The 22,304-nt window shown below is 76.2% G+C and carries 25 protein-coding genes and 1 pseudogene; 21 read left to right on the top strand and 5 right to left on the bottom strand.

Going from position 1 to position 22,304, the window contains the following annotated elements:
• Window positions 1–147 precede the first annotated feature (147 nt).
• From hemB to ACI78Z_RS13740, 9 genes are all read left to right on the top strand, one after another.
• Window positions 148–1,125 (top strand): porphobilinogen synthase, encoded by a 978-nt coding sequence (gene hemB / locus ACI78Z_RS13700; protein WP_457037092.1) that lies wholly within the window; start codon window positions 148–150, stop codon window positions 1,123–1,125.
• Window positions 1,122–1,625 carry a hypothetical protein gene (locus tag ACI78Z_RS13705; RefSeq protein ID WP_457037093.1) on the top strand — a complete coding sequence of 168 codons (504 nt, stop codon included), beginning with the start codon at window positions 1,122–1,124 and terminating at the stop codon, window positions 1,623–1,625. The genes hemB and ACI78Z_RS13705 overlap by 4 nt, the downstream gene beginning before the upstream one ends.
• The gene (gene hemL / locus ACI78Z_RS13710) at window positions 1,622–3,007 is read left to right on the top strand and encodes a glutamate-1-semialdehyde 2,1-aminomutase (protein WP_457037094.1); all 1,386 of its coding nucleotides are present in this window, start codon (window positions 1,622–1,624) and stop codon (window positions 3,005–3,007) included. The genes ACI78Z_RS13705 and hemL overlap by 4 nt, the downstream gene beginning before the upstream one ends.
• On the top strand, window positions 3,007–3,642 hold the full coding sequence (locus ACI78Z_RS13715; RefSeq protein ID WP_457037095.1) for a histidine phosphatase family protein: 636 nt from the start codon (window positions 3,007–3,009) through the stop codon (window positions 3,640–3,642). The genes hemL and ACI78Z_RS13715 overlap by 1 nt, the downstream gene beginning before the upstream one ends.
• Window positions 3,639–4,214: a redoxin domain-containing protein gene (locus ACI78Z_RS13720; RefSeq protein ID WP_457037096.1), complete on the top strand. Its 576-nt coding sequence runs from the start codon at window positions 3,639–3,641 to the stop codon at window positions 4,212–4,214. The genes ACI78Z_RS13715 and ACI78Z_RS13720 overlap by 4 nt, the downstream gene beginning before the upstream one ends.
• Window positions 4,214–5,032: a cytochrome c biogenesis CcdA family protein gene (locus ACI78Z_RS13725; RefSeq protein WP_457037097.1), complete on the top strand. Its 819-nt coding sequence runs from the start codon at window positions 4,214–4,216 to the stop codon at window positions 5,030–5,032. The genes ACI78Z_RS13720 and ACI78Z_RS13725 overlap by 1 nt, the downstream gene beginning before the upstream one ends.
• 73 nt (window positions 5,033–5,105) lie before the next feature.
• Window positions 5,106–6,755 carry a cytochrome c biogenesis protein ResB gene (gene resB / locus ACI78Z_RS13730; RefSeq protein WP_457037098.1) on the top strand — a complete coding sequence of 550 codons (1,650 nt, stop codon included), beginning with the start codon at window positions 5,106–5,108 and terminating at the stop codon, window positions 6,753–6,755.
• A complete protein-coding gene (ccsB, locus tag ACI78Z_RS13735) occupies window positions 6,745–7,680 on the top strand; it encodes a c-type cytochrome biogenesis protein CcsB (protein WP_457037099.1) in 936 nt (311 codons plus the stop codon). Before resB ends, ccsB begins: the two co-directional genes overlap by 11 nt.
• Before the next feature lie 152 nt (window positions 7,681–7,832).
• Window positions 7,833–8,069, top strand: coding sequence for a hypothetical protein (locus ACI78Z_RS13740; protein ID WP_457037100.1), 237 nt, complete (start codon window positions 7,833–7,835; stop codon window positions 8,067–8,069).
• A 112-nt stretch (window positions 8,070–8,181) separates the two neighbouring features.
• Here ACI78Z_RS13740 and ACI78Z_RS13745 read toward each other — a convergent pair whose 3' ends face one another.
• Window positions 8,182–8,388 carry a hypothetical protein gene (locus tag ACI78Z_RS13745; protein ID WP_457037101.1) on the bottom strand — a complete coding sequence of 69 codons (207 nt, stop codon included), beginning with the start codon at window positions 8,386–8,388 and terminating at the stop codon, window positions 8,182–8,184.
• Between the two features lie 122 nt (window positions 8,389–8,510).
• Here ACI78Z_RS13745 and ACI78Z_RS13750 point away from each other — a divergent pair.
• From ACI78Z_RS13750 to ACI78Z_RS13760, 3 genes and pseudogenes are all read left to right on the top strand, one after another.
• Window positions 8,511–8,561, top strand: a pseudogene (locus ACI78Z_RS13750) (AsnC family transcriptional regulator); the annotation flags it as partial.
• Window positions 8,562–8,576: 15 nt separating this feature from the next.
• Window positions 8,577–8,924: an Lrp/AsnC family transcriptional regulator gene (locus ACI78Z_RS13755; protein WP_457037102.1), complete on the top strand. Its 348-nt coding sequence runs from the start codon at window positions 8,577–8,579 to the stop codon at window positions 8,922–8,924.
• Complete coding sequence (locus ACI78Z_RS13760) at window positions 8,908–9,225, top strand: DUF4229 domain-containing protein (protein ID WP_457037103.1); 318 nt, start codon at window positions 8,908–8,910, stop codon at window positions 9,223–9,225. The genes ACI78Z_RS13755 and ACI78Z_RS13760 overlap by 17 nt, the downstream gene beginning before the upstream one ends.
• A 39-nt stretch (window positions 9,226–9,264) precedes the next feature.
• Here ACI78Z_RS13760 and ACI78Z_RS13765 read toward each other — a convergent pair whose 3' ends face one another.
• Together ACI78Z_RS13765 and menE are read right to left on the bottom strand one after the other, a co-directional pair.
• On the bottom strand, window positions 9,265–10,143 hold the full coding sequence (locus tag ACI78Z_RS13765; RefSeq protein WP_457037104.1) for a 1,4-dihydroxy-2-naphthoate polyprenyltransferase: 879 nt from the start codon (window positions 10,141–10,143) through the stop codon (window positions 9,265–9,267).
• On the bottom strand, window positions 10,140–11,264 hold the full coding sequence (menE, locus tag ACI78Z_RS13770) for an o-succinylbenzoate--CoA ligase (RefSeq protein ID WP_457037105.1): 1,125 nt from the start codon (window positions 11,262–11,264) through the stop codon (window positions 10,140–10,142). Before menE ends, ACI78Z_RS13765 begins: the two co-directional genes overlap by 4 nt.
• Before the next feature lie 144 nt (window positions 11,265–11,408).
• On the opposite strand from menE, the gene ACI78Z_RS13775 reads away from it, so the two are divergent.
• Together ACI78Z_RS13775 and menD are read left to right on the top strand one after the other, a co-directional pair.
• Entirely contained in the window at window positions 11,409–12,344 is a 936-nt protein-coding gene (locus ACI78Z_RS13775) for an o-succinylbenzoate synthase (protein WP_457037106.1), read from the top strand.
• Window positions 12,341–14,041: a 2-succinyl-5-enolpyruvyl-6-hydroxy-3-cyclohexene-1-carboxylic-acid synthase gene (gene menD / locus ACI78Z_RS13780; RefSeq protein WP_457037107.1), complete on the top strand. Its 1,701-nt coding sequence runs from the start codon at window positions 12,341–12,343 to the stop codon at window positions 14,039–14,041. The genes ACI78Z_RS13775 and menD overlap by 4 nt, the downstream gene beginning before the upstream one ends.
• Window positions 14,042–14,048: 7 nt before the next feature.
• Here the strand turns inward: menD and ACI78Z_RS13785 are convergent, their stop codons facing one another.
• Both ACI78Z_RS13785 and ACI78Z_RS13790 read right to left on the bottom strand, forming a co-directional pair.
• Complete coding sequence (locus tag ACI78Z_RS13785) at window positions 14,049–14,189, bottom strand: hypothetical protein (protein WP_457037108.1); 141 nt, start codon at window positions 14,187–14,189, stop codon at window positions 14,049–14,051.
• Between the two features lie 431 nt (window positions 14,190–14,620).
• On the bottom strand, window positions 14,621–15,895 hold the full coding sequence (locus ACI78Z_RS13790) for an isochorismate synthase (protein ID WP_457037109.1): 1,275 nt from the start codon (window positions 15,893–15,895) through the stop codon (window positions 14,621–14,623).
• Between the two features lie 35 nt (window positions 15,896–15,930).
• On the opposite strand from ACI78Z_RS13790, the gene ACI78Z_RS13795 reads away from it, so the two are divergent.
• From ACI78Z_RS13795 to nuoE, 7 genes are all read left to right on the top strand, one after another.
• Window positions 15,931–16,707, top strand: coding sequence for a demethylmenaquinone methyltransferase (locus ACI78Z_RS13795; RefSeq protein WP_457037110.1), 777 nt, complete (start codon window positions 15,931–15,933; stop codon window positions 16,705–16,707).
• 180 nt (window positions 16,708–16,887) lie between these two features.
• Window positions 16,888–18,147 carry a geranylgeranyl reductase family protein gene (locus ACI78Z_RS13800; protein ID WP_457037111.1) on the top strand — a complete coding sequence of 420 codons (1,260 nt, stop codon included), beginning with the start codon at window positions 16,888–16,890 and terminating at the stop codon, window positions 18,145–18,147.
• Window positions 18,148–18,177: 30 nt separating this feature from the next.
• Window positions 18,178–18,540: an NADH-quinone oxidoreductase subunit A gene (locus ACI78Z_RS13805; protein WP_457037112.1), complete on the top strand. Its 363-nt coding sequence runs from the start codon at window positions 18,178–18,180 to the stop codon at window positions 18,538–18,540.
• Between the two features lie 10 nt (window positions 18,541–18,550).
• Window positions 18,551–19,231 (top strand): NuoB/complex I 20 kDa subunit family protein, encoded by a 681-nt coding sequence (locus ACI78Z_RS13810; RefSeq protein ID WP_457037113.1) that lies wholly within the window; start codon window positions 18,551–18,553, stop codon window positions 19,229–19,231.
• A complete protein-coding gene (locus ACI78Z_RS13815) occupies window positions 19,228–19,965 on the top strand; it encodes an NADH-quinone oxidoreductase subunit C (RefSeq protein ID WP_457037114.1) in 738 nt (245 codons plus the stop codon). Before ACI78Z_RS13810 ends, ACI78Z_RS13815 begins: the two co-directional genes overlap by 4 nt.
• Complete coding sequence (locus ACI78Z_RS13820) at window positions 19,962–21,293, top strand: NADH-quinone oxidoreductase subunit D (RefSeq protein ID WP_457037115.1); 1,332 nt, start codon at window positions 19,962–19,964, stop codon at window positions 21,291–21,293. Before ACI78Z_RS13815 ends, ACI78Z_RS13820 begins: the two co-directional genes overlap by 4 nt.
• Window positions 21,290–22,303, top strand: coding sequence for an NADH-quinone oxidoreductase subunit NuoE (gene nuoE / locus ACI78Z_RS13825; protein WP_457037116.1), 1,014 nt, complete (start codon window positions 21,290–21,292; stop codon window positions 22,301–22,303). The genes ACI78Z_RS13820 and nuoE overlap by 4 nt, the downstream gene beginning before the upstream one ends.
• The last annotated feature ends 1 nt before the right edge of the window (window position 22,304 follow it).

The following is a 22,304-nucleotide window of genomic DNA, read 5'->3' on the forward strand; positions in this document are numbered from 1 at the left end:
GGGGCCCGCGCCCGCCCCCCCCCCCCCCCCCCCCCCCCCCCCCCCCCCCCCCCCCCCCCCCCACCCCCCCCCCCCCCCCCCCCCCGCCGCCCCCCCCGCCCCCCCCCCCCCCCCCCCCCCCCCCCCCCCCCCCCCCCCCCTCCGCCCGTGACCGCCGGGTTCGCGCGCGGGCGCCGGCTGCGGTCGACGCCCGCGCTGCGGCGGCTCACCGCCCAGACGCGGCTGGCCCCGGCCGACCTCGTGCTGCCGGTGTTCGTCAAGCAGGGCATCGACGAGCCGGTGCCGATCAGCTCGATGCCCGGGGTCGTCCAGCACACGACCGACTCGTTGCGGAAGGCCGCGCACGAGGCGGCCGAGGCCGGCATCGGCGGGCTGGTCCTCTTCGGCATCCCCGCCGAGAAGGACCCGGTCGGTTCGCAGGCCGACGCCGCCGACGGCATCGTCAACGTCGCCCTGCAGCAGCTGCGCGCCGACCTCGGCGACGAGCTGGTGCTCATGGCCGACCTGTGCCTGTGCGAGTATACCGACCACGGGCACTGCGGGCTGGTCACCCCGGCCGGCGTCGTCGACAACGACCCGACGCTGGACCGCTACGCCTCGGTCGCGATCGCCCAGGCCCAGGCCGGCGCCCACGTCATCGCCCCCAGCGGGATGATGGACGGCCAGGTCGCGGCGATCCGCCGCGCGCTGGACGGCGCCGCCTTCCAGGAGACGCCGATCCTGGCCTACGCCGCCAAGTACGCCTCCGGCTTCTACGGCCCGTTCCGGGAGGCGGCCGAGGGTGCGCCGCAGTTCGGCGACCGCTCGACCTACCAGATGGACCCGCCCAACGCCGACGAGGCGCTGCGCGAGGTGGCGCAGGACCTCGCCGAGGGCGCCGACGCGGTCATGGTCAAGCCGGCGCTGCCCTACCTGGACATCGTGGCCCGGGTCGCCGACGCCGTCGACGTCCCCGTCAGCGCCTACCAGGTCAGCGGCGAGTACGCGATGGTCGAGGCGGCCGCCGCGAACGGCTGGGTGGACCGGCAGCGCGCGGTCCTGGAGACGCTGACGGCCATCCGGCGGGCGGGCGCGGGCACCGTGCTCACCTACTGGGCGGTGGAGGCGGCGCGCTGGCTCCGGTGACGACGTACCGAGAGCCCGGGGGCTCCTGGCGGCCGTTCTGGCTGGTCGCCGGGGTCCTCGGGCTCGTCGTCGTCCTGACCGCCGTCCTGCCCGGCGCCGACCTGCCGCCGCTCGTGTGGATCCTGGCCGTGGTCACGGTCCTGGGCGTGGTGGCGGCCGGCGTCGTCTCCGCCCACCGCGCCTGGACCGTCCGGGTCGATGCCGCCGGCGACGACCCGGCGCTGTCGGTCGGTCCCGAGCGGGTGCCGCTCGGTGACGTCGACGCCGCGCACCTGCGCGCGGTCGGCGCCGGGACGGCGGGGGTGGACGCCGGCGCCCCGGTGCTCGGCGGCGGGTGGTCGCTGCCCCGCGGCCGCTCCGGGCTGCCGCTGCGGACGACGGACGGGCGCACCGTGCTGGTGCCCACCCGCGATCCGGCGGCCCTGTCGCGCGCCCTGCTCGCGGCCGTGTCGGACGTCCCCGGCGGCCCGTCGGGGAGGCAGGGGACACTGGGCTGGTGACCTCGCTGGACAGCCCCCCGTACGCCTACGAGGCCCCCGCGTCGGCCGACCTGTTCGGCCGCGCGCAGCGGGTCACCCCCGGCGGGGTGAACTCCCCGGTGCGCGCCTTCGGCGCGGTGGGCGGCACCCCCCGCTTCATGGCGCAGGGCCAGGGCGCCTACCTCACCGACGCCGACGGCCGCCGCTACGTCGACCTCGTCTCCTCCTGGGGGCCGCTGATCCTCGGCCACGCCCACCCGGCGGTCGTCGAGGCGGTCACCGCCGCCGCTCGCCGCGGCCTGACCTTCGGCGCCCCCACCGAGGGCGAGGTCGAGCTGGCGGAGGAGATCGTCCGGCGGATGCCCCCGGTGGAGCAGGTCCGGCTGGTCAACTCCGGCACCGAGGCGGTGCTCTCCGCGGTCCGGCTGGCCCGTGGCGTCACCGGCCGCCGGCTGGTCGTCAAGTTCGCCGGCTGCTACCACGGGCACGTCGACGCGCTGCTGGCCTCGGCCGGCTCGGGCGTGGCCACCCTCGGCCTGCCCGACACCCCCGGCGTCACCAGCGGCGCCGCCGCCGACACCGTCGTCCTGCCCTACAACGACGCGGCCGCGGTCGAGGCCGTCTTCGCCGAGCGGGGCAGCGAGATCGCCGCGGTCATCACCGAGGCCGCCGTCGGCAACATGGGCGTCGTCCCCCCGCTGGACGGCTTCAACCAGGCACTGCGCCGGATCACCGCCGCGCACGGTGCGCTGCTGATCGTCGACGAGGTCATGACGGGGTTCCGCGTCTCCCGCTCCGGCTGGTACGGCCTGGACCCCGTGGACGCCGACCTGATGACCTTCGGCAAGGTCATGGGCGGCGGGCTGCCGGCCGCGGCCTTCGGCGGCCGCGCCGACCTCATGCAGCACCTGGCCCCGGCCGGGCCGGTCTACCAGGCCGGCACGCTGTCGGGGAACCCGGTCGCGGTCGCCGCGGGCCTGACCACGCTGCGGCACTGCACCGCCGCGGTCTACGCGCGCTGCGACCAGGTGGCCGTCACGCTCCGGGGGGCGACCAGCGCCGCGCTGTTCGCCGCCGGCGTCCCGCACCGTGTCCAGCAGGCCGGCTCGATGTTCTCGGTGTTCTTCGTCCCCGACGAGCGCACCGTGCGCGACTACGACGACGCCCGCTCGCAGGACGCCGCCCGCTACACCGCCTTCTTCCACGCGATGCTGGCTCGCGGCGTCTACCTGCCGCCGTCGGCCTTCGAGTCGTGGTTCGTCAGCGCCGCGCTCGACGACGAGGCCGTCGAGCGGGTGCTCGACGCCCTCCCGGCGGCCGCCCGCGCCGCCGCGGCCGTCGACCCGTCGTCCGCCCCGCCGGCCGAGGAGCCGGCCGACGCCAGCACCGGGATGAGCACCTGATGGCCGAGACCACCGTCGTCCACCTGCTGCGCCACGGCGAGGTGTTCAACCCCGAGAAGGTGCTCTACGGCCGGCTGCCGGGCTACCGGCTGTCGGAGACCGGCGAGGCGATGGCGCTCGCCGCCGCGGAGTGGCTCGGCGGGAAGGGCCTCACCCACGTCGTCTCCAGCCCGCTCGAGCGCGCGCGGCAGACCGCCGCGCCGATCGCCGGCAAGCTGGACCTGCCCATCGAGGTCGACGACCGGCTCATCGAGGCCGGCAACGCCTTCGAGGGGCTGCGGGTCGGCGTGGGGGACGGCGCGCTGCGCTCGCCCCAGCACTGGTGGAAGCTGCGCAACCCGATGCGCCCCTCGTGGGGCGAGCCCTACGTCGAGATCGCCGCGCGGATGCTGGCCGCCGTCGAGGCCGCCCGGGACGCCGCCCGCGGCGCCGCGGCGGTCTGCGTCAGCCACCAGCTGCCGATCTGGACCCTGCGACTGCACCTCGAGGGACGCCGCTACGCCCACGACCCGCGCCGCCGGCAGTGCGGGCTGGCCAGCGTCACCTCGATCACCTACGACGGTGACCACGTCGTGGGCCTGTCCTACGCCGAGCCCGCGGGGTCCACGCCGCCGGACGCGGTGCCCGGGGCATGAGGCGGCGACTGGTCGGCGCGCTCGCGGGCGTGCTGCTCCTCGCGGGCTGCTCCACGGGGGCCAACGCGGTCGACGTCAACAACGGGGGCGAGTTCCGCTTCGTCGCGGGCACCCCGGCCGGCGAGGTCATCCCGCCCGACGAGCGCGCCGCGGCGCCGGAGTTCTCCGGCACCCTGCTCGACGGCGGGGAGTTCGACTCCGGCGAGCTCGACGGCGAGATCGCGGTGCTCAACTTCTGGGGTTCCTGGTGCGCGCCCTGCCGGGTGGAGTCGCCGGAGTTCCAGGAGGTCTACGCCGAGGTGCGGGACCGGGGCGTGCAGTTCCTCGGCGTCAACGTCAAGGACACCGACCAGCTGGCCCGCGCCTTCGAGGACAGCTTCGGCATCGAGTTCCCCTCGCTGCACGACCCGCGCGGCGAGGTGGCGCTGGCGTTCCGGGACTACCCGGCCAACGCGATCCCGTCCACCATCGTGCTCGACGCGCAGGGCCGGGTGGCCGCCGTCTACACCGGCGCGGTCGCCCAGGACGACCTGCGCGCGGTGCTGGACATGCTGCTGGCCGAGGAGGGCTGATGGGGGAGACCTTCAGCGGCCTGGTCACCGACGGCCCGCTGCTGGTGGCCGCCGCGGTCGCCGCGCTGGTCGGGCTCGTCAGCTTCGCCTCGCCGTGCGTCCTCCCGCTGGTGCCCGGCTACCTGTCCTACGTCACCGGGCTGGTCGGCTCCGGCGCCCGGACGGCGGCCCCGTCGATGGTCGCGGCCGGCGGCGCCGCGGCCACGGCGGTCCGCACCGACGAGCGCTCGCCCCGCGGGCGGATGGTGCTCGGCGCGGTCCTGTTCGTGCTCGGCTTCACCGCCGTCTTCGTCACCATCAGCACCGCCGTCGGCGGCCTCGGTCGGCTGCTGCTCCAGTACAACGACGAGATCACCCGCGTGCTCGGCGTCGTCACCGTCCTGGTCGGGCTGGGCTTCCTCGGCTGGCTGCCGCTGCTGCAGCGCACCAAGCGGGTGGCCTTCCGCCCGGCGACCGGGCTGGCCGGCGCGCCGCTGCTCGGCGTCGTCTTCGGGCTGGGCTGGACGCCGTGCCTGGGCCCGACGCTCGCCGCGGTGCAGAACCTCGCCTTCCAGCAGGCCACCGCCGGCCGCGGCGCGCTGCTCGGGCTGGCCTACTGCCTGGGCCTGGGCGTGCCGTTCGTGCTGGTCGCGCTCGGCGCCCGCTGGGCCATGGGCGCCACGTCGTTCCTGCGCCGGCACGCGCGGGCGGTCACCCGGTTCGGCGGCGCCGTCCTCGTGGTCGTCGGGCTGCTGCTGGTCACCGGCGCGTGGACCGAGATGATGCGCTGGCTGCAGGGCTGGCTGGCCGCGAACGGCCTCGCGGAGAGCGTCCTGTGACCGAGCTGGCGAGGTCGCCGATGGGCACGGCACCAGTGGGCGCGGCGGCGACGAGCGCCAGCGAGGAGCCGACGTGACCATCGCTGCCCCGCCGCGGCCCGCGCCCGCTCCGCCACCGCCGGCCCGTCCGTCGCTCGGTGCCCGCGCCCGGGGCCTGTGGCTGCGCTGGTGGCGCCGGCTGACCGCCATGCGGACGGCGATCATCCTGCTGTTCCTGCTGGCGCTGGCGGCGATCCCCGGGTCGCTGCTGCCGCAGCGCTCGTTGAACCAGAACGCCGTCCGGCAGTACTTCGCCGACCACCCGACGCTGGCGCCGGTGCTCGACCGGCTGTACGCCTTCGACGTCTTCAGCTCGCCGTGGTTCTCCGCGGTGTACCTGCTGCTGTTCGTCTCGCTCATCGGCTGCGTCGTCCCGCGGCTGGTCGAGCACGTGCGCGCGCTGCGCGCCGCACCGCCGCCGGCGCCGCGCCGGCTGCTGCGGCTGCCCGACTCCGCCGAGCTCGCCACCCCGCTGTCCGGCTCCGCCGCCCTCGACGTGGTCGAGGAGGAGCTGCGGGTGCGCCGCTTCCGCGTCGTCCGCCGCGAGACGGGTGCCGGCCCCGAACTCTCCGCCGAGAAGGGCTCCTGGAAGGAGACCGGCAACCTGCTGTTCCACCTGTCCCTGGTGGCGCTGCTGCTCGGGCTGGCCGGCGGCAGGCTCTGGGGCTACGAGGGCAGCATCCTGGTCACCGAGGGGCAGGGCTTCTGCAACTCGTTCCAGCAGTACGACACGTACCGTTCCGGTGCGCTGGTCGACGGCGCGGACCTCACCCCCCTCTGCGTCGACCTCGAGGACTTCCGCGCCGAGTACGAGGAGGACCTGACCGCGGCCTCCTTCACGGCCGACATCCGCTACGGCGGGCCGGGCGAGGAGGGCCGGCCGACGACGATCGGCGTCAACGACCCGCTCCGGGTCGACGGCGACCGGGTGTACGTCACCGGCCACGGCTACGCGCCCCGGTTCACCGTCACCCTCCCCGACGGGACGGCGTTCACCGACGTCTCGGCGCCGTTCCTGCCCTCGGACCAGGCGACCATGTCCAGTGAAGGGGCGCTCAAGCTGCCCGACCTCGGCGCCAGCGTGGAGGACCAGCTGGCCCTCGAGGGCTTCTTCGCACCGACCGGGCTGATGCAGGGCGGCGTCCTGACCTCGATCGACCCGCGGCCGCTCAACCCGCAGGTGGCGATCCTGGCCTACCAGGGCTACCTCGGCCTGGACTCGGGCCTGCCGCAGTCGGTCTACTCCCTCGACGCCAGCCAGATCGAGCGCGGTCGCCTCACCGAGGTGGGGCGGGCCAACCTGGCGGTCGGCGAGACGCTCACCCTCCCCGACGGGACGGCGATCACCTTCACCGGCGTCGACCAGTTCGCGGCGCTGCAGTTCTCGCACGACCCCGGGCAGGTGTGGGTGCTCGGCGCGTCCGTGGCCCTGCTCGCCGGCCTCCTCGCGCTGCTCCTGCTGCGTCGGGAGCGCTGCTTCGCCCGTGTCGGCCCGTCCCCCGACGGCGGCGGTACCGTGCTCTCGGTCGGTTCGCTGACGCGGGGCGGCGGCGACAGCGCCACGTCCTTCGCCGAGCTGACCGGGCGGCTGCGGGCCGCGCTCGACGAGCGGTCCCCGGCCCCCTCCGCCCCGCCGTCCGGCGGGGCCGCACCGGAACCGGAGGTCCCCCCGCGTGACCGTTGACCCGTCGCTGGCCGAGCTGTCGGACACGCTGTTCTCGATCGCCGTCGCGCTCTACTCGGTCGCCGTCGTGGCGTTCTCCGCGCAGCTCGCGTTCGGCAGGCGCCCGGCCCAGCAGCTGGTCCCGGCCGGCGGTGGCGGCGCCGCCGAGGCGCCTCCGGCGCCGGCGCGCACCCACCGGTGGGGGCTGGCGGGGCTCGCGTTCACCGTCCTCGGCGCGGTCGTGCACGCCGCCGTGCTGGTCACCCGCGGGATGGCGGCCGACCGGCTGCCGTGGGGCAACATGTACGAGTTCGCCACCGCGGTGGTGCTGGTGGGCGTGGTCGTCTACCTCGTGCTGGCCGTCCGCCTGCCCGTCCTCCGCGACATCGGCGCCTTCGTGCTCGCGCCGGTCGTGCTGGCCCTGGTCGCGACCGGCCTGTTCCTCTACACCGAGACCGGGCCGCTGGTCGCGGCGCTGCGCTCGAGCTGGCTGGCGGTGCACGTCTCCACGGCGATCCTCGGTTTCGGCATCTTCTTCGTCAGCGGCATCGCCAGCGTGCTCTACCTGCTGAAGCTGCGGTCCGACGCCCGCGGCGCCGAGGCCGAGGGCTCGTTCCTCTCCCGGCTGCCCGGCGCGGTCACGCTGGACCGGGTCGCCCACCGCACCGCGGTCTTCGGGTTCCCGATCTGGACCTTCGCCGTCATCGCCGGGGCCATCTGGGCGGAGAGCGCCTGGGGCCGGTACTGGGGCTGGGACCCCAAGGAGACCTGGGCCTTCATCGCCTGGGTGGTCTACGCCGGCTACCTGCACGCACGGACGACGGCTGGCTGGCGGGGGCGCCCGGCGGCGTGGGTCAACGTGGTCGGCCTGGCCGTCATGGTGTTCAACCTGCTCTACGTGAACATGGTGTCCACCGGCCTGCACAGCTACGGCGGGCTCGACTAGCGGACCGTCCCGCTCGTCCCACGAGGTGACACCGGTCCCCCCGCCGGGCGGCGTGTCGGTGACACGCCGGGTGGAGCCGTGCTTCCATGCCCCCATGTCGCGCCGGAGGGGAGCTCCCCGTGGGTAGGCACTCGGCTCTCGAGGGGTCCGCCGTGCACCCCGTCGTCGCCGCCGCGCTCGCGCAGCGTCCGGCGGACGCGCCCGCAGGCCGGCACGGCGACCTGCGCGCCGAGGGCACCGAGAGCGGCCTGGGCTGGCCGGGCGACCCGGCGACGCACGAGGGCCTGGGCTGGCCCGGCGGGATGACCGACGAGGTCCCGCAGGCCGCGCCGGCCGCCGACCCGCCGCAGCGGCGTCGCGGGTGGCGGCGCTTCTTCCGCGCCGCCTGACAGAGGACCCCGCCTCCGAGCCCTCCGCCGGCTCAGGGCACTCCAGGAGAGGGCAGGGGCCCCTGCGGAGGGGCCGCCCGACGCCCGAGGCGTACGGGGAGTCCGGTGTCGGCTATGCGGGGGAGCCGTCGTCGCGCCGGGTGCGACGCTCCAGCTCGCGCAGGAACTCCGGGTCGTCGTCCGGCGCCACCGGTCGGACGGCGCGCTGCGGCCGCGGCCGTCTCGGCGCACGGATCCCGCCGGGACCGCCCTTCTCCGCCGCCCGCAGGACCAGCACCACGACGGCGACCGCCACCACCAGCACCACCACGAAGGCCATCGCGGCCACCCCCTCGATCCAGCCCGAGTGTCCTCCACAGTACGTGCGCGGGCGATACTCGACCGCGCACACGGTGAGAGGAGTGCGCCATCGACGCCGTCGACCGGCAGCTGATCGACCTGCTGCGCGCCAACGGGCGGGCCAGCTACGCAGAACTGGCCCGGCGGGTCGGTCTCTCGTCCCCGGCGGTGCACGAGCGGGTCGGCAAGCTGGAGGCCGCCGGGGTCATCACCGGCTACCGGGCGGTCGTCGACCCGGCGGCGGTGGGGCTGGGCGTCACCGCGCTGGTGGGCGTCATCGAGAGCGACTCGGTCGACGAGACGGGCATCGAGGAGGCGCTGGCCGCGATGCCCGAGGTCGAGGACTGCTGGCGGGTCGCCGGCAGCGAGGCCTACGTGCTGAAGGTCCGCGTGACCGACATCCCGGCACTGGAGACCACCATCAGCGCGTTGAACCGGATCAGAGGCGTCGCCCGCACCCGGACGACGGTCGTGTTGAGCACCAAGTGGGAGGGCCGTCATGGCGGAGAGGGCTGAGCCGGCGGTGCCGGGCGCACCGACCGGGGGGCCGGCGGCGCCGCCGAGGATCGCGCCCTGGCTGGTCGTCTACACGGTGGGCCGGCTGGCCATCGCCGCCGCGCTGGTCCTGCTGCTGTGGTGGCTGGGCCTGGACTTCTGGTCCGGTGCGCTGTTCGGGCTGCTGCTGTCGATGCCCGTCTCCTACCTGCTGCTGCGCCCCTCGCGCGAGCGGCTCACCGAGGGCCTCGCGGCACGCAGCGTCGCCCGCCAGCAGGCCAAGGCCGCGCGGGAGGCCCGCCTCACCGGCGACGGCGCCTGACGTCCGACCGAGTGCCTTCCGCGCGCGAAAGGCACTCCGTCAGCCGCTGAGCGTGAGGCCCGCGCCGAGCAGGACGCCGGCCACCAGGGTGAGCAGCCCGGTGCCCTGCAGCGCGGCGATGAGCGCCGGCCCGCGCCCACCGGACAGCACGGTGCGCACCGGCGGCACGGCGAGCGGCACCGCCAGCAGCGCCAGCAGCGCCCACGGCCGGGCCACCCCGATGGCGACGACGACCGCGAACGCCACCGCCGGCAGCGCCGCGAACGCCACCCGGGTGCCGCGGTCACCGAGCAGCACCGCCAGCGTGCGCTTGCCGACGGCGGCGTCCCCGTCGATGTCACGCAGGTTGTTCACCACCAGCAGCGCCACCGACAGCAGGCCGATCGGCACCGAGGCGGCCACGGCCAGCCCGTCGACCGAGCCGGTCTGCACGAACGTCGTCCCCACGACGGCGACCAGGCCGAAGAAGACGAAGACGAACACCTCGCCCAGCGCGCGGTAGCCGTAGGGGAGCGGGCCGCCGGTGTAGGTCCAGGCCGCCGCGATGCAGGCGGCGCCGACGGCGACCAGCCACCAGCTCGACAGCGCCGCCAGCGCCAGCCCGGCGAGCGCGGCGACGGCGAAGGAGGCCAGCGCCGCGCCCAGCACCTGCCGCGGGCTCGCCGCGCCCGAGCCGACCAGCCGCATCGGCCCCACCCGGACCGCGTCGCTGCCGCGCACCCCGTCGGAGTAGTCGTTGGCGTAGTTGACCGCCACCTGCAGCGCGAGCGCGACGAGCAGGGCCAGCAGCGCGGTCAGCGGGCGGAACCCGCCGAGGGCCGCTGCGGCACCGGTACCCACCAGCACGGGGGCGAGGGCGGCGGGCAGCGTGCGCGGGCGGGCGCCGGCCAGCCACTGCGCGGGGGTGGCCACGGTCATGCCTCCAGGAGGGTCGCCGCCACGCCGCGGCGGTCGGGCTTGCCGGTGTGCAGGGTGGGGACGGCGGCGATGCGGTGCAGCTCCCGCGGCGCGGCGGGCCCGCCCAGCCGCTCGGTCACCCACGGGCGCAGCGCGGCGAGGTCGGGCTCCGCGCCGGGCGCCGGGACGACGGCGGCCACCACGCGCTGGCCCCACTCGCCGTCCGGCCGGCCGAAGACGACGGCGTCGGCGACGTCCGGGTGCTGCCGCAGCACGGCCTCCACGGCCTGCGGCGCGACGTTGACCCCGCCGGTGACGACGACGTCGTCCAGCCGGCCGTGCACGGTCAGCCGGCCCACCCCGTCGAGCGAGCCGGCGTCGCGGGTGCGGAACCAGCCGTCGGCGAAGGCCGCGGCGGTGCCCTCGGGGTCGAGCCGGTAGCCGAGTGCGAGCACCGGGCCGGCCAACTCGATCCCGTCGTGCACGCGCACGCGGACCCCGTCCAGCGGCTCGCCGTCGTAGACGCAGCCGCCGGCGGTCTCGGTCATCCCGTAGGTGGTCACGACGGCGACGCCCCGGGACCGGGCCCGGGCCAGCAGGCCCGGGTCCGTGGCCGCGCCGCCGACGAGCACCGCGTCCAACACGCGCAGCGCGGCGGGCTCGGCGTCGAGGTACCGGCGCAGCTGGGTGGGCACCAGGGCGGTGTAGCGCCGTCCGGGCGGCATGCGGGCGACGCCGGCGGCCAGCGGTTCACCCGGCGCCAGCACGGTCGGGTCGGTGCCGCCCAGGATCGAGCGGCAGAGCACCTGCAGGCCGGCGATGGCCGAGACCGGCAGCGCGAGCAGCCAGCCGCCGGGGCCGCCGAGCCGGCGCAGCGTGGCCTCGGCCGAGGCGCGCACCGCGGCCGCCGGCAGCAGCACGCCACGGCCGTCGCCGGTCGACCCGGAGGTGACGACGACGAGGTCCGCGCCGTCCTCCAGCGGCTCGTCGGCCCGCAGCACCGCCCGGGCGGCCGCGACGGCGATCGGTGGCCCGGCGGGCAGCACGGCGAGCGGCGCCGCGCCGTCCAGGGCGGCGCGCAACTGCGGCAGGAGCACGAGGGGGTCGGCCGGCGCGGGCACGGGGGTGAGGTGCCTGGGCACGAGGTCCGAGAGTAAGGACCCTCCTGCCCCCCTTGAAGGACCCCCTTGCCACCCGTCACTCGCAAGCTCGCGGCGGGCCCCTGCAAGGGGGCCGACAGGGCTCGTGGCGGGGCCCTGCAGGAGGGCCTGTCTACGCTTGCTGCCGTGTTCGACACCGACGGGGCGCGGGTCTGGTCGGTGCCGATGCGGACCCGCTTCCGCGGTATCGACGTCCGCGACGGCGTGCTGGTGCAGGGCCCGGCCGGCTGGGGGGAGTTCTCCCCGTTCTGGGACCACGACCTCCCGCACAGCCGCCGCTGGTGGGCCGCGGCGGTCGAGGCCGCCTGCGACGGCTGGCCGGCACCGGTGCGCGACAGCGTGCCGGTGAACGTGACCGTGCCTGCCGTCGACGCCGATCGGGCGCACGCGGTCGTGGCCGCCTCCGGCTGCCGGACGGCGAAGGTCAAGGTCGCCGAGCCCGGCCACACGCCCGCCGACGACCTCGCCCGCGTCGAGGCGGTGCGCGACGCCCTCGGCCCGGACGGCGCGATCCGGGTCGACGCGAACGCCGCCTGGGACGTCGACACCGCCGCCGCCCGGATCCGCGAGCTGGACCGGATGGGCCTGGAGTACGTCGAGCAGCCCTGCGCGTCGCTGGAGGAGCTGGCCGCGCTGCGCCGCCGCATCGACGTCCGGATCGCCGCGGACGAGGCCGTCCGGCGCGCGGCCGACCCGCTGCGGGTGGACCTGCGCGAGGCGGCCGACGTCGTCGTCCTCAAGGTGCAGCCGCTCGGCGGCGTGCGGGCGGCGCTGCGCGTGGCCGAGGCGCACGGCCTGCCGTGCGTGGTGTCGTCGGCCCTGGAGTCGTCGGTGGGCATCGCCGCAGGGGTGGCGCTGGCCGCCGCGCTGCCGGAGCTGCCCTTCGCCTGCGGGCTGGCCACCGTCGCCCTGCTCGGCGGCGACGTCACCAGCGACCCCCTCCTGCCGGTGGACGGCGCGCTGCCGGTGCGGGCCGTGACGCCCGACCGGCTGGCCGACGTCGCTGCCGGGCCAGAGGTCGAGGCGCGCTGGCGGGCCCGGCTCGACGCGGTGCTCGGGTGAACCCCTCCACCGCCCTCGCCCGGGTGCTCGTCGACGAGCTGGTGCGCGGCGGGGTCACCGACGCCGTCGTCGCGCCCGGGTCCCGCTCGGCGCCGGTCGCGCTGGCGCTGACCGACGCCGAGCGCGACGGCCGGCTGACCCTGCACGTGCGCATCGACGAGCGGACGGCGGCCTTCCTCGCCCTCGGCCTGGCCAGGGCGTCGGGGCGGCCGGTCCCGGTGCTCACCACCTCCGGGACGGCGACGGCGCACCTGCACGCCGCCGTGCTGGAGGCCGACGCCGCCGGGGTGCCGCTGCTGGCGCTGACCGCCGACCGGCCCCCGGAGCTGCGTGACACCGGCGCCAACCAGACCATCGCCCAGCCCGGGCTCTACGGCGGCGCGGTGCGGGCGGCGGTCGACGTCGGCGTGCCCGAGGCCGGCCGCGAAGAGGCGCAGAACCGGTACTGGCGGTCCCTGGTGGCCAAGGCGCTGCTCACCGCCCGCGGTGCGCTCTCCGGTGATCCCGGGCCCGTGCACCTCAACCTGCCGTTCCGCGAGCCGCTGCTGCCCGAGGACGCCGACGTGCGGACCGCCGGCCCGTGGTCCGGCCGGCCGGACGGCGCCCCGTGGACCGACGGCCCGGTCGCGGCTGTCAGGGGTCCTGCCGACGCCGGCCCGGCCCGCACGCTCGTCGTCGTCGGGGACGCCCCGCCCGCGCTGGGCCGGGCGGCCGCGGAGCTGGCCGCGGCGCAGGGCTGGCCGGTCGTCGCCGAGCCGTCGAGCGGTGCGTGGCAGAGGTCCGTGCGCGGCGGCGCGCTGCTGCTCGGGGTGCCCGGCTGGCTGGCCGCGCACCGGCCCGACCGGGTGCTGGTCGTGGGCCGGCCGACGCTGTCCCGGCCGGTGGCGGCGCTCCTGGCCGACCTCGCCGTCCGGGTGGAGACGGTGTCCGCCGCCCCGCGCTGGCCCGACGCCGGCCGCTCGACGACCTGGGTGGGCGGGCTGCCGACCCCGGGCACCCCCGCGGACCCGGCCTGGCGCGAGGCCTGGTGCGAGGCCGCGGACAAGGTGGGGACGGCGGTCGACGGCGTGCTCGACGCGCTCCCCACGTTGACCGCCGGGCTGCTCGCCCGCGACCTGGTGGCCTGCCTGCCCGACGGCGCGCTGCTGGTCCTCGGCTCGTCGACCCCCGTGCGCGACGTCGACCGGCTGGCCGTCCCGCGGGCGGGGCTCACCGTGCTGGCCAACCGCGGCGTCGCCGGCATCGACGGCACCGTCTCCACCGCCGTCGGGGCGGCCCTAGTCCACTCCCGTGGCGATCCCCGCGGAAATCGCCGGGGGTTCGCGCTGCTCGGCGACCTCACGTTCCTGCACGACCTCCAGGGGCTGCTGGTGGGGGAGGGGGAGCCGCGGCCGGACCTCACCCTCGTCGTCCCGGACAACGACGGCGGCGGCATCTTCGCCCAGCTCGAGCCCGGGCAATCCCGGTACGAGTCCGGCTACCGGCGGGTGTTCGGGACGCCGCACGGCCGCGACCTGGTCGCCGTGGCCGAGGCGCTGGGCTGGCCGGCCCAGCGGGTGTCGTCGCCGGCCGAGCTGCGGGACGCGGTGCACGCCGGTGGGCCGCGGGTGGTCGTCGTCGCCACCGACCAGCGCGCCGAGGCCGAGCTGGCCGTCCGCCTGCGGTCGGCCGCCACCGAGGCGCTGGGCGGAGCCTGAGGACGCCTCAGCGCGACGCCGCCCAGTACGCCAGGTGCGAGCGGTGCAGCCAGTCGTCGACCCACGCGGTGTCCGGCTCCGGCGGGACGGCCGGGCTCTCCCGCAGCGCGACCAGCCGCTGCTCGGCGTCCTCGACCGCGGCCAGCACCTCGGCCAGCGGCGCCTCGCCCCCCGCCGCACCGACCGCAGGTACGCGCGGTCCGGCTCGGGCACCGGCAGGGTGACCCGGCCGGTGGTGAGCAGCTCGACGCCCTGCACGCCCAGCCGCAGCGCGTGCATGGCGAACGTCGAGTCGTAGCCGTGCGCGGCGACCGGCTCCGGCCGGTGGGTGCGGGCGCCGCCTCGCCGGTCATCGCCGCCTTCTGCGTGCGCAGGTGGCCCAGGTAGCGAGCCGCGGCCCGGCGGGAGACGAAGGGGTGCGCGTTGGCGGTCAGCTCGGCGCCGACGTCGCGGTAGACGACCTCGCCGGGTAGCCGGGCGGCAGCGAGCGGTCGCCCGGCACGGGGTGCGGCGGGGTCCGGACGTCCATGCGCACATCGTGACCGACGGCGGGCCGTCGTCGCGCGCGACTTCCGGGGGTCAGCTCTCCAGCGCGGCCTGGACGGCGGCGAACTTCGCCTGGGTCTCGGCCAGCTCGGCGGCCGGGTCGGAGCCGGCGACGATGCCGCAGCCGGCGAACAGCCGCGCCGAGGCCGGGTCCCGGTCGGAGAGCTCGGCGCAGCGCAGGGCCAGGCCGAACTCGCCGTCCCCGCGGGCGTCCAGCCAGCCGACCGGGCCGGCGTAGCGGCCGCGGTCCATGCCCTCCAGCTCGCCGATCACCGCCGCGGCGGCGTCGGTGGGCGTGCCGCAGACGGCGGCGGTCGGGTGCACCGCGCCGACCAGCTCCAGCAGCCCGGCGGAACCCCGGGCCCCGCCGCGGCGCTGCGCACCCGTGACGTCGGTGGCCAGGTGCCGGACGTTGGCCAGCGTGAGCAGCTCCGGCTCCTCCGGCGCGGTGAGCGTCGAGCAGTACGGCTGCAGCGCGCGGACCAGCGAGTCGACGGCCAGGGCGTGCTCGGCACGGTCCTTGGCCGAGGCGAGCAGGCCCGCGGCCAGCCGCTGGTCGTCGGCACCCGCGCCGCGGGGGGCGGTCCCGGCCAGCACCCGCGAGGACAGCTGCCGGCCGGTGCGGCGCAGCAGCAGCTCCGGCGTCGCCCCGAGCAGGCCGTCGACGGCGAAGGTCCAGCAGTCGGGGAAGCGCGCGGCCAGCCGGGCCAGCAGGGCGCGGGCGTCCAGCGGCGCGTCGGCGGTGACCAGCAGGTCGCGGGCCAGCACCACCTTGGCGAGCTCGCCCGCGCCGATCCGCTCCACCGCCGTGGCCACCGTCGCGCACCACGACGCGGGGTCCAGCGCGCCGTCGGCGTAGCGGAGCCGCCCGAGCGGGGACGGCGCGGTCGCGGGGGCGGCGGCCAGCACGTCGGCGGGGTCGGCGTCCCCGGTGGTGGTCACCCAGGCCACGCCGTCCCGCCGGCCGACGACGACCTCGGGGACGACGAACACCGACGTCCCGGCGGCCGGGTCGAACGCGATGCTGGCGAACACGACCGGCCCGGAGCCGGGGACCTCCGCCCGGTCGTCGACGTCCAACCCGGCGCTGAGGGACTCCCACCACGCGGCCGCTTCGGCCAGGGCGCGCGGGCCGGTGACCTCCAGCCGGGCCGCCTCGCCCCAGCCGACGAGGCCCTCGCCCTGGCGCACCCAGGACAGCGCGCCGGCGGCCGGCAGCAGGTCGAGCAGGGCGGGCGACTCGAGCAGCGGGGTGGTGGTGACGGCAGGCGTGACCGCACCCGGGGTGGTCACTGCTGCCACGCTCACCTGCCCAGAGTAGGCAGCCCGGTAGCGTCGTCGTCGTGGGAGACCGGCGAGACAGCGCACACAGGTCCCCTTCCGGGGCCCGCCGCGAGCCTGCGAGCGGCGGGGAGAAGGGGGTCCTTCCCCTCCGGGCCGGTCTGGACAAGCGGCCGGCCGAGGTCGCGGCCATGTTCGACCGGGTCGCGCGGCGCTACGACGTCACCAACACGGTGCTCTCCGGCGGCCTGGACGCCTCCTGGCGGCGCGCCACCCGCGAGGCCCTCGGCGCCCGCCCGGGGCAGACGGTGCTCGACGTCGCCGCCGGGACGGCGGTGTCGACGGTGGAGCTGACCGGCGGCGGCGTGCGCGCCATCGCCTGCGACTTCTCCCAGGGGATGCTGCGCGCCGGCGCGGCCCGGCCGGTGCCCAAGGTGGCCGGCGACGCCATGGCGCTGCCGCTGGCCGACGAGAGCGTCGACGGCGTGGTCATCTCCTTCGGCCTGCGCAACGTCGCCGACCCGGACGCCGCGCTGCGCGAGTTCGCCCGGGTCACCCGCCCCGGCGGCACGCTGGTGGTCTGCGAGTTCTCCAGCCCCACCTGGGCGCCGTTCCGCACCGTCTACACCGAGTACCTGATGCGGGCCCTGCCACGGATCGCGACCGCGGTGAGCAGCAACCCCGAGGCCTACGTCTACCTGGCCGAGTCGATCCGGGCGTGGCCGGACCAGCCGACGCTGGCCGCGCGCGTCCAGGCGGCCGGCTGGGCCGACGTCGCGTGGCGCGACCTCACCGGCGGCATCGTGGCACTGCACCGCGGCCGCAAGCCGCTCGGTTGACGTCCTCCCGGGGGGTCCGCGCGACTCCGGTGCAGGTGGGACGCGGCGAGACACAAACGTGACGGAGCCGTTCTGGACGGCCACTTGTCACCGAGGTCACATCCCGGCCTAGAGTAGGGACCGGGCGACTTTGTGAAGCAATTCACAAGGCCGCCGGGGACGCGAACAGAGGGGGCCGAGGTGGACGACGGCGACCGGCGGGCCGACGTGCTCGTCGTCGGCGCCGGGCCGGCGGGCTCCTCCGCCGCGTGGCACCTGGCCCGTGCCGGCCTCGACGTCGCCGTCCTGGAGAAGGCCCGGCTGCCCCGCGAGAAGGTCTGCGGCGACGGGCTCACCCCGCGCGGCGTCAAGGCGCTCGACGACATGGGCGTCGACACCGCCGGCTGGGTCCGGCACAAGGGCCTCCGGGTCACCGGCGGCGGCCAGGTGGCCGAGGTCGACTGGCCGGTGCTGGACCGCTGGCCCTCGCACAGCCTGGTGCGCAACCGCCGCGACCTCGACGCCGGGCTGGCCGGCCACGCCGTCGCGGCCGGCGCCCGGCTGGTGCAGGAGGTCGCGGTCACCGGGCCGCTGCTCGACGACGCCGGCCGGGTCGCCGGGGTGCACACCGAGGAGGGCCCCGACCGGACGCCGGCCACCTGGCGCGCGCGGCTGGTCGTCTCCGCCGAGGGGCTGTCGGGGCGGCTGGCCAAGGCGCTGGGACTGCTGCGCCGGGAGGACCGGCCGCTCGGCGTCGCCGTCCGCCGGTACGTCTCCACCCCGCGCACGGACGACGACTACCTCGACGTCTCCTTCGACCTCTCCGCCGGCGGCCCGAGCGCGGACTCGATGCCCGGCTACGGCTGGGCGTTCGGCATGGGCGACGGCACCAGCAACGTCGGGTTCGGCCTGCTCGACCGCCGCCGCGGCACCGGCGCCGAGCCGCGGGCGGTGCTGCGCGGGTGGCTGGCCACCCTGCCGGAGCAGTGGGGGCTCGGCGAGGAGCACGCGGTCACCCCGCTGCGCGGCGCGGGCCTGCCGATGGCGCTGCACCGCGGGCCGGCCTACACCCGCGGGCTGCTCCTCGCCGGGGACGCCGCCGGCACGGTGAACCCGTTCAACGGCGAGGGCATCAGCTACGCGCTGGAGACCGGCCGGATGGCCGCCGAGGCCGCCGTCGAGGGCCTGGCCGCGCCCGAGGGCCTCGCCCGCGAGGCGGTCCTGCGGCGGTACCCGGCCCGGCTGCGCGCGGAGTACGGGCGCCACCACCGGCTCGGCATGGGCTTCCTCGCCCTGCTGGCCCGGCCGGACCTGGTCCGCTTCGCGACCGCGCACGGGCTGAAGCGGCCGGCGCTGGTGGCCCGGGCGCTGCGGCTGATGGGCAACCTCTCCGACGGGCGGGACGGCGACCGGTTCGACCGCGCCGTCGCCGTCCTCACCCGCCTGGCCCCGGCGGTCTGACGTGACCATCGACGGAGAGGGGTAGCCCCGGTGCTCTCGGTGTACGTGCCGATCGTCGGGCTGTTCGCGCTGGCGGCGGCGTTCGCGCTGTTCTCGGTGGCGGTCGCGCCGTTCGTCGGCCCCCGCCGCTACAACCGGGCCAAGCTCGCCGCCTACGAGTGCGGCATCGAGCCGGTGGACCAGCCGCTGACCGGCGGCCGGTTCCCGGTCAAGTACTACCTCACGGCGATGATCTTCATCGTCTTCGACATCGAGATCGTCTTCCTCTACCCGTGGGCCGTCGCCAACGACGCGCTCGGCGCCTTCGGGCTGGTCGAGATGGTCGTCTTCATCGGCACCGTGTTCATCGCCTACGTCTACGTGTGGCGGCGCGGCGGCCTGGACTGGGACTGAGGAACGGGCGATGGGACTCGAGGAGAAGCTGCCGAGCGGCGTCCTGCTGACCACGGTCGAGAAGGTGGTCAACTGGACCCGCAAGTCCTCGCTGTGGCCGGCCACCTTCGGGCTGGCCTGCTGCGCGATCGAGATGATGGCCACGGGGGCGGGCCGCTACGACCTGGCCCGCTTCGGCATGGAGGTCTTCCGGGCCTCGCCGCGCCAGGCCGACCTGATGATCGTCGCGGGGCGGGTCAGCCAGAAGATGGCGCCGGTCCTGCGGCAGATCTACGACCAGATGCCCGAACCGCGCTGGGTGCTCGCGATGGGCGTGTGCGCGAGCTCCGGCGGGATGTTCAACAACTACGCGATCGTGCAGGGCGTCGACCACGTCGTCCCGGTGGACATGTACCTGCCCGGTTGCCCGCCGCGGCCGGAGATGCTCACCGACGCGATCCTCAAGCTGCACCACAAGATCATGAACGAGCCGCTGGGGCCCAAGCGGGCCCGCGAGCTCGAGCAGGCGCGGGCCGAGGGCCGGGCGGTGGACCCGCTGATCGAGATGCCGTCGTCGGTGCGCGTCGACAAGGCGGCCCGGGAGGCCTACGAGCGGGCCGCGGCCGAGCGGCGCACCGGCCAGTTCGCCATCGAGCAGCGCGGCGGCAACGCCGTCCTGCTGCCCGCCCCCTACGTGCGGAGTGACCGGTGACCGGCCCGGGGGACCGCAGCGGCGAGGACGCCGGCCAGGGCGCGACCGCGCCCAGCGGCGGCTTCCGGAAGGGCGCGTTCGGGGTCAGCGGCAGCGGCGACACCTCCGGCTTCGGCGGGCTGGTCCGGGTCGAGCCCGGCGGCGCGGTCGCGCTGCACTCCACCGACCGGCCCTACGGCGGCTACTTCGACGAGGTCACCGACGCGCTGATCGACGCGGTCGGGCGGGCCACCTACGACGCCGCCGTGCAGCGGGTGCTGGTCGACCGCGGCGAGATCACCTACTTCGTCGCCCGCGAGCACCTGCTGACCCTGGTCCGGGCGCTGCGGGACGACGAGGCGCTGCGCTTCGAGCTGTGCAGCAGCGTCTCCGGCGTCGACTACCTGGACAGCGGCGGTCCCGCGGCCACCCCCGGCCGGCCGCGGCTGCACGTCGTCTACCACCTGACCTCGATGACCTACCGGCGCCGGATCCGGCTGGAGGTCGCGGTCACCGCCGAGGACCCGCACGTCCCCTCGGTCGTCCCCGTCTACCCGACGGCGGACTGGCACGAGCGCGAGACCTGGGACATGTTCGGCGTCGTCTTCGACGGCCACCCGGCGCTGACCCGGATCCTCATGCCCGACGACTGGGACGGCCACCCCCAGCGCAAGGACTACCCGCTCGGCGGCGTCCCGGTCGAGTACCACGACGCCACGATCCCGCCACCGGACACCCGGAGGGCCTACCGATGAGCACCACCTACAACCCGGCCGACCCGTACGCCGGCTCCCGGGAGACCACCGAGGGCCGCGTCTACACCGTCACCGGCGGCGACTGGGACCAGACGCTGGGCACCGAGGCGTACGGCGAAGAGCGGCTCGTCGTCAACATGGGCCCGCAGCACCCCTCGACGCACGGCGTGCTGCGACTGGTGCTCGACCTCGAGGGCGAGACGGTCACCAAGGCCCGCGTCGTGATCGGCTACCTGCACACCGGCATCGAGAAGAACACCGAGTACCGCAACTGGACGCAGGGCACGACCTTCGTGACGCGGATGGACTACCTGTCCCCGCTGTACAACGAGGCCGGCTACTGCCTGGCGGTCGAGAAGCTGCTCGGCGTCGAGGCGCCGCAGCGCGCGCAGACGATCCGCGTGCTCGTCATGGAGCTCAACCGGATCGCCTCGCACCTGGTCGCGCTGGCCACCTTCGGCATGGAGATGGGCGCGCTCACCGGGATGACCAACGGCTTCCGCGAGCGGGAGATGGTCCTCGACCTGCTCGAGGAGATCACCGGCCTGCGGATGAACCACGCCTACATCCGGCCCGGCGGCCTGGCGCAGGACCTGCCCCCGGGTGCCGTCGAGCACATCCGCGAGTTCCTCGAGGTCATGCCGGCGCGGGTGGCCGACTTCCACAAGCTGCTCACCGGCCAGCCGATCTGGCAGGCCCGGCTCAAGGACGCCGGCTACCTCGACGTCACCGGCTGCGTGGCGCTCGGCGTCACCGGGCCGATCCTGCGCGCGGCCGGCCTGCCGTGGGACCTGCGCAAGGTCGAGCCCTACCTGGGCTACGAGACCTACGACTTCGAGGTGCCGACCGCCGACACCTGCGACGCCTGGGGGCGCTACCTGGTCCGCATGGCGGAGATCAACGAGTCCCTGAAGCTCGTCGAGCAGGCGCTGGACCGGCTGGAGCCGGGCCCGGTCATGGTCGAGGACCGGAAGATCGCCTGGCCGGCGCAGCTGTCGCTCGGGCCCGACGGCATGGGCAACTCCCTGGAGCACGTCAAGCACATCATGGGCCAGTCGATGGAGGCCCTGATCCACCACTTCAAGCTGGTCACCGAGGGCTTCCGGGTCCCGGCCGGCCAGGTGTACGTGCCCGTCGAGTCCCCTCGCGGCGAGCTCGGCTACCACGTGGTCAGCGACGGCGGCACCCGACCGTGGCGCGTGCACGTGCGCGACCCCAGCTTCGTCAACCTGCAGGCGACCGCGGCGATGAGCGAGGGCGGCATGATCGCCGACGTCATCGCGGCGATCGCCTCGCTCGACCCGGTGATGGGCGGGTGCGATCGATGAGTGCGCTCCCGGGATCGGCCGAGGGCACCGCCGTCACCGGGCTGGACTCCAGCCCGGTGGAGCCGCCGGCCGCGGACCTGCCGCCGCTGACCGAGCAGACCCGGCTGGAGGCGCGCGAGATCATCGCCCGCTACCCCCAGCCGCGCTCGGCGCTGCTGCCGATGCTGCACCTGGTCCAGAGCTACCAGGGCTACGTCACCCCGCAGGGCGTCGCACTGTGCGCCGAGGAGCTGGGCCTGACCAAGGCCGAGGTGGGTGCGGTCGCGACCTTCTACACGATGTACAAGCGCCGTCCCACCGGCCGGCACCTGGTCAGCGTCTGCACCAACACCCTGTGCAGCGTCCTCGGCGGGCAGCGGATCTTCGACGCGCTCTCGGCCGACCTCGGCGTCCACCACGACGAGACCGCCGCCGACGGCTCGATCACCCTCGAGCACGCCGAGTGCCTGGCCGCCTGCGACTACGCGCCGGTGGTCACCGTCGACTACGAGTTCTACGACCAGCAGGACGTCGAGTCCGCCCGCGAGCTGGTCGCCGCCCTGCGCCGCGGGGAGAAGCCGCACCCCAGCCGCGGCGCCCCGCTGACGGACTTCCGCGGGGTCTCCCGCCAGCTGGCCGGCTTCGACCAGTACGGCAGCGAGGCCGCCCGCTCGGCCGCGGTCGACGCCGAGGGCGCGATCGGCCCGACGCTGGCCGGGCTACGGCTGGCCGCCGAGCGCGGCGAGTCCGCCCCGCCGATGCCCGGTCCCGGGCAGCCGCCGGACGACGCCGACGAGCCGGCCGAGACCGTGCAGCCCTCGGGCCGCACGGGCGAGACGCCGGAGGAGGAGGCCGCCGACGCCCGCGTGGCCGCGGCCGACACCCCCGCGGAGCGGGCCGGCGCCGCGCAGACCCACCCCGACAAGGGGGCCGAGTACGGGCAGCCGCGGGGCCGGCAGCGGGCCGGCACCGAGAACCCACCCGCCGCCGAGCCGGCGACCGGCACCAACCCGACGGACGGGAAGGCCTGAC

This window comes from Geodermatophilus sp. SYSU D01176 (assembly GCF_054050015.1).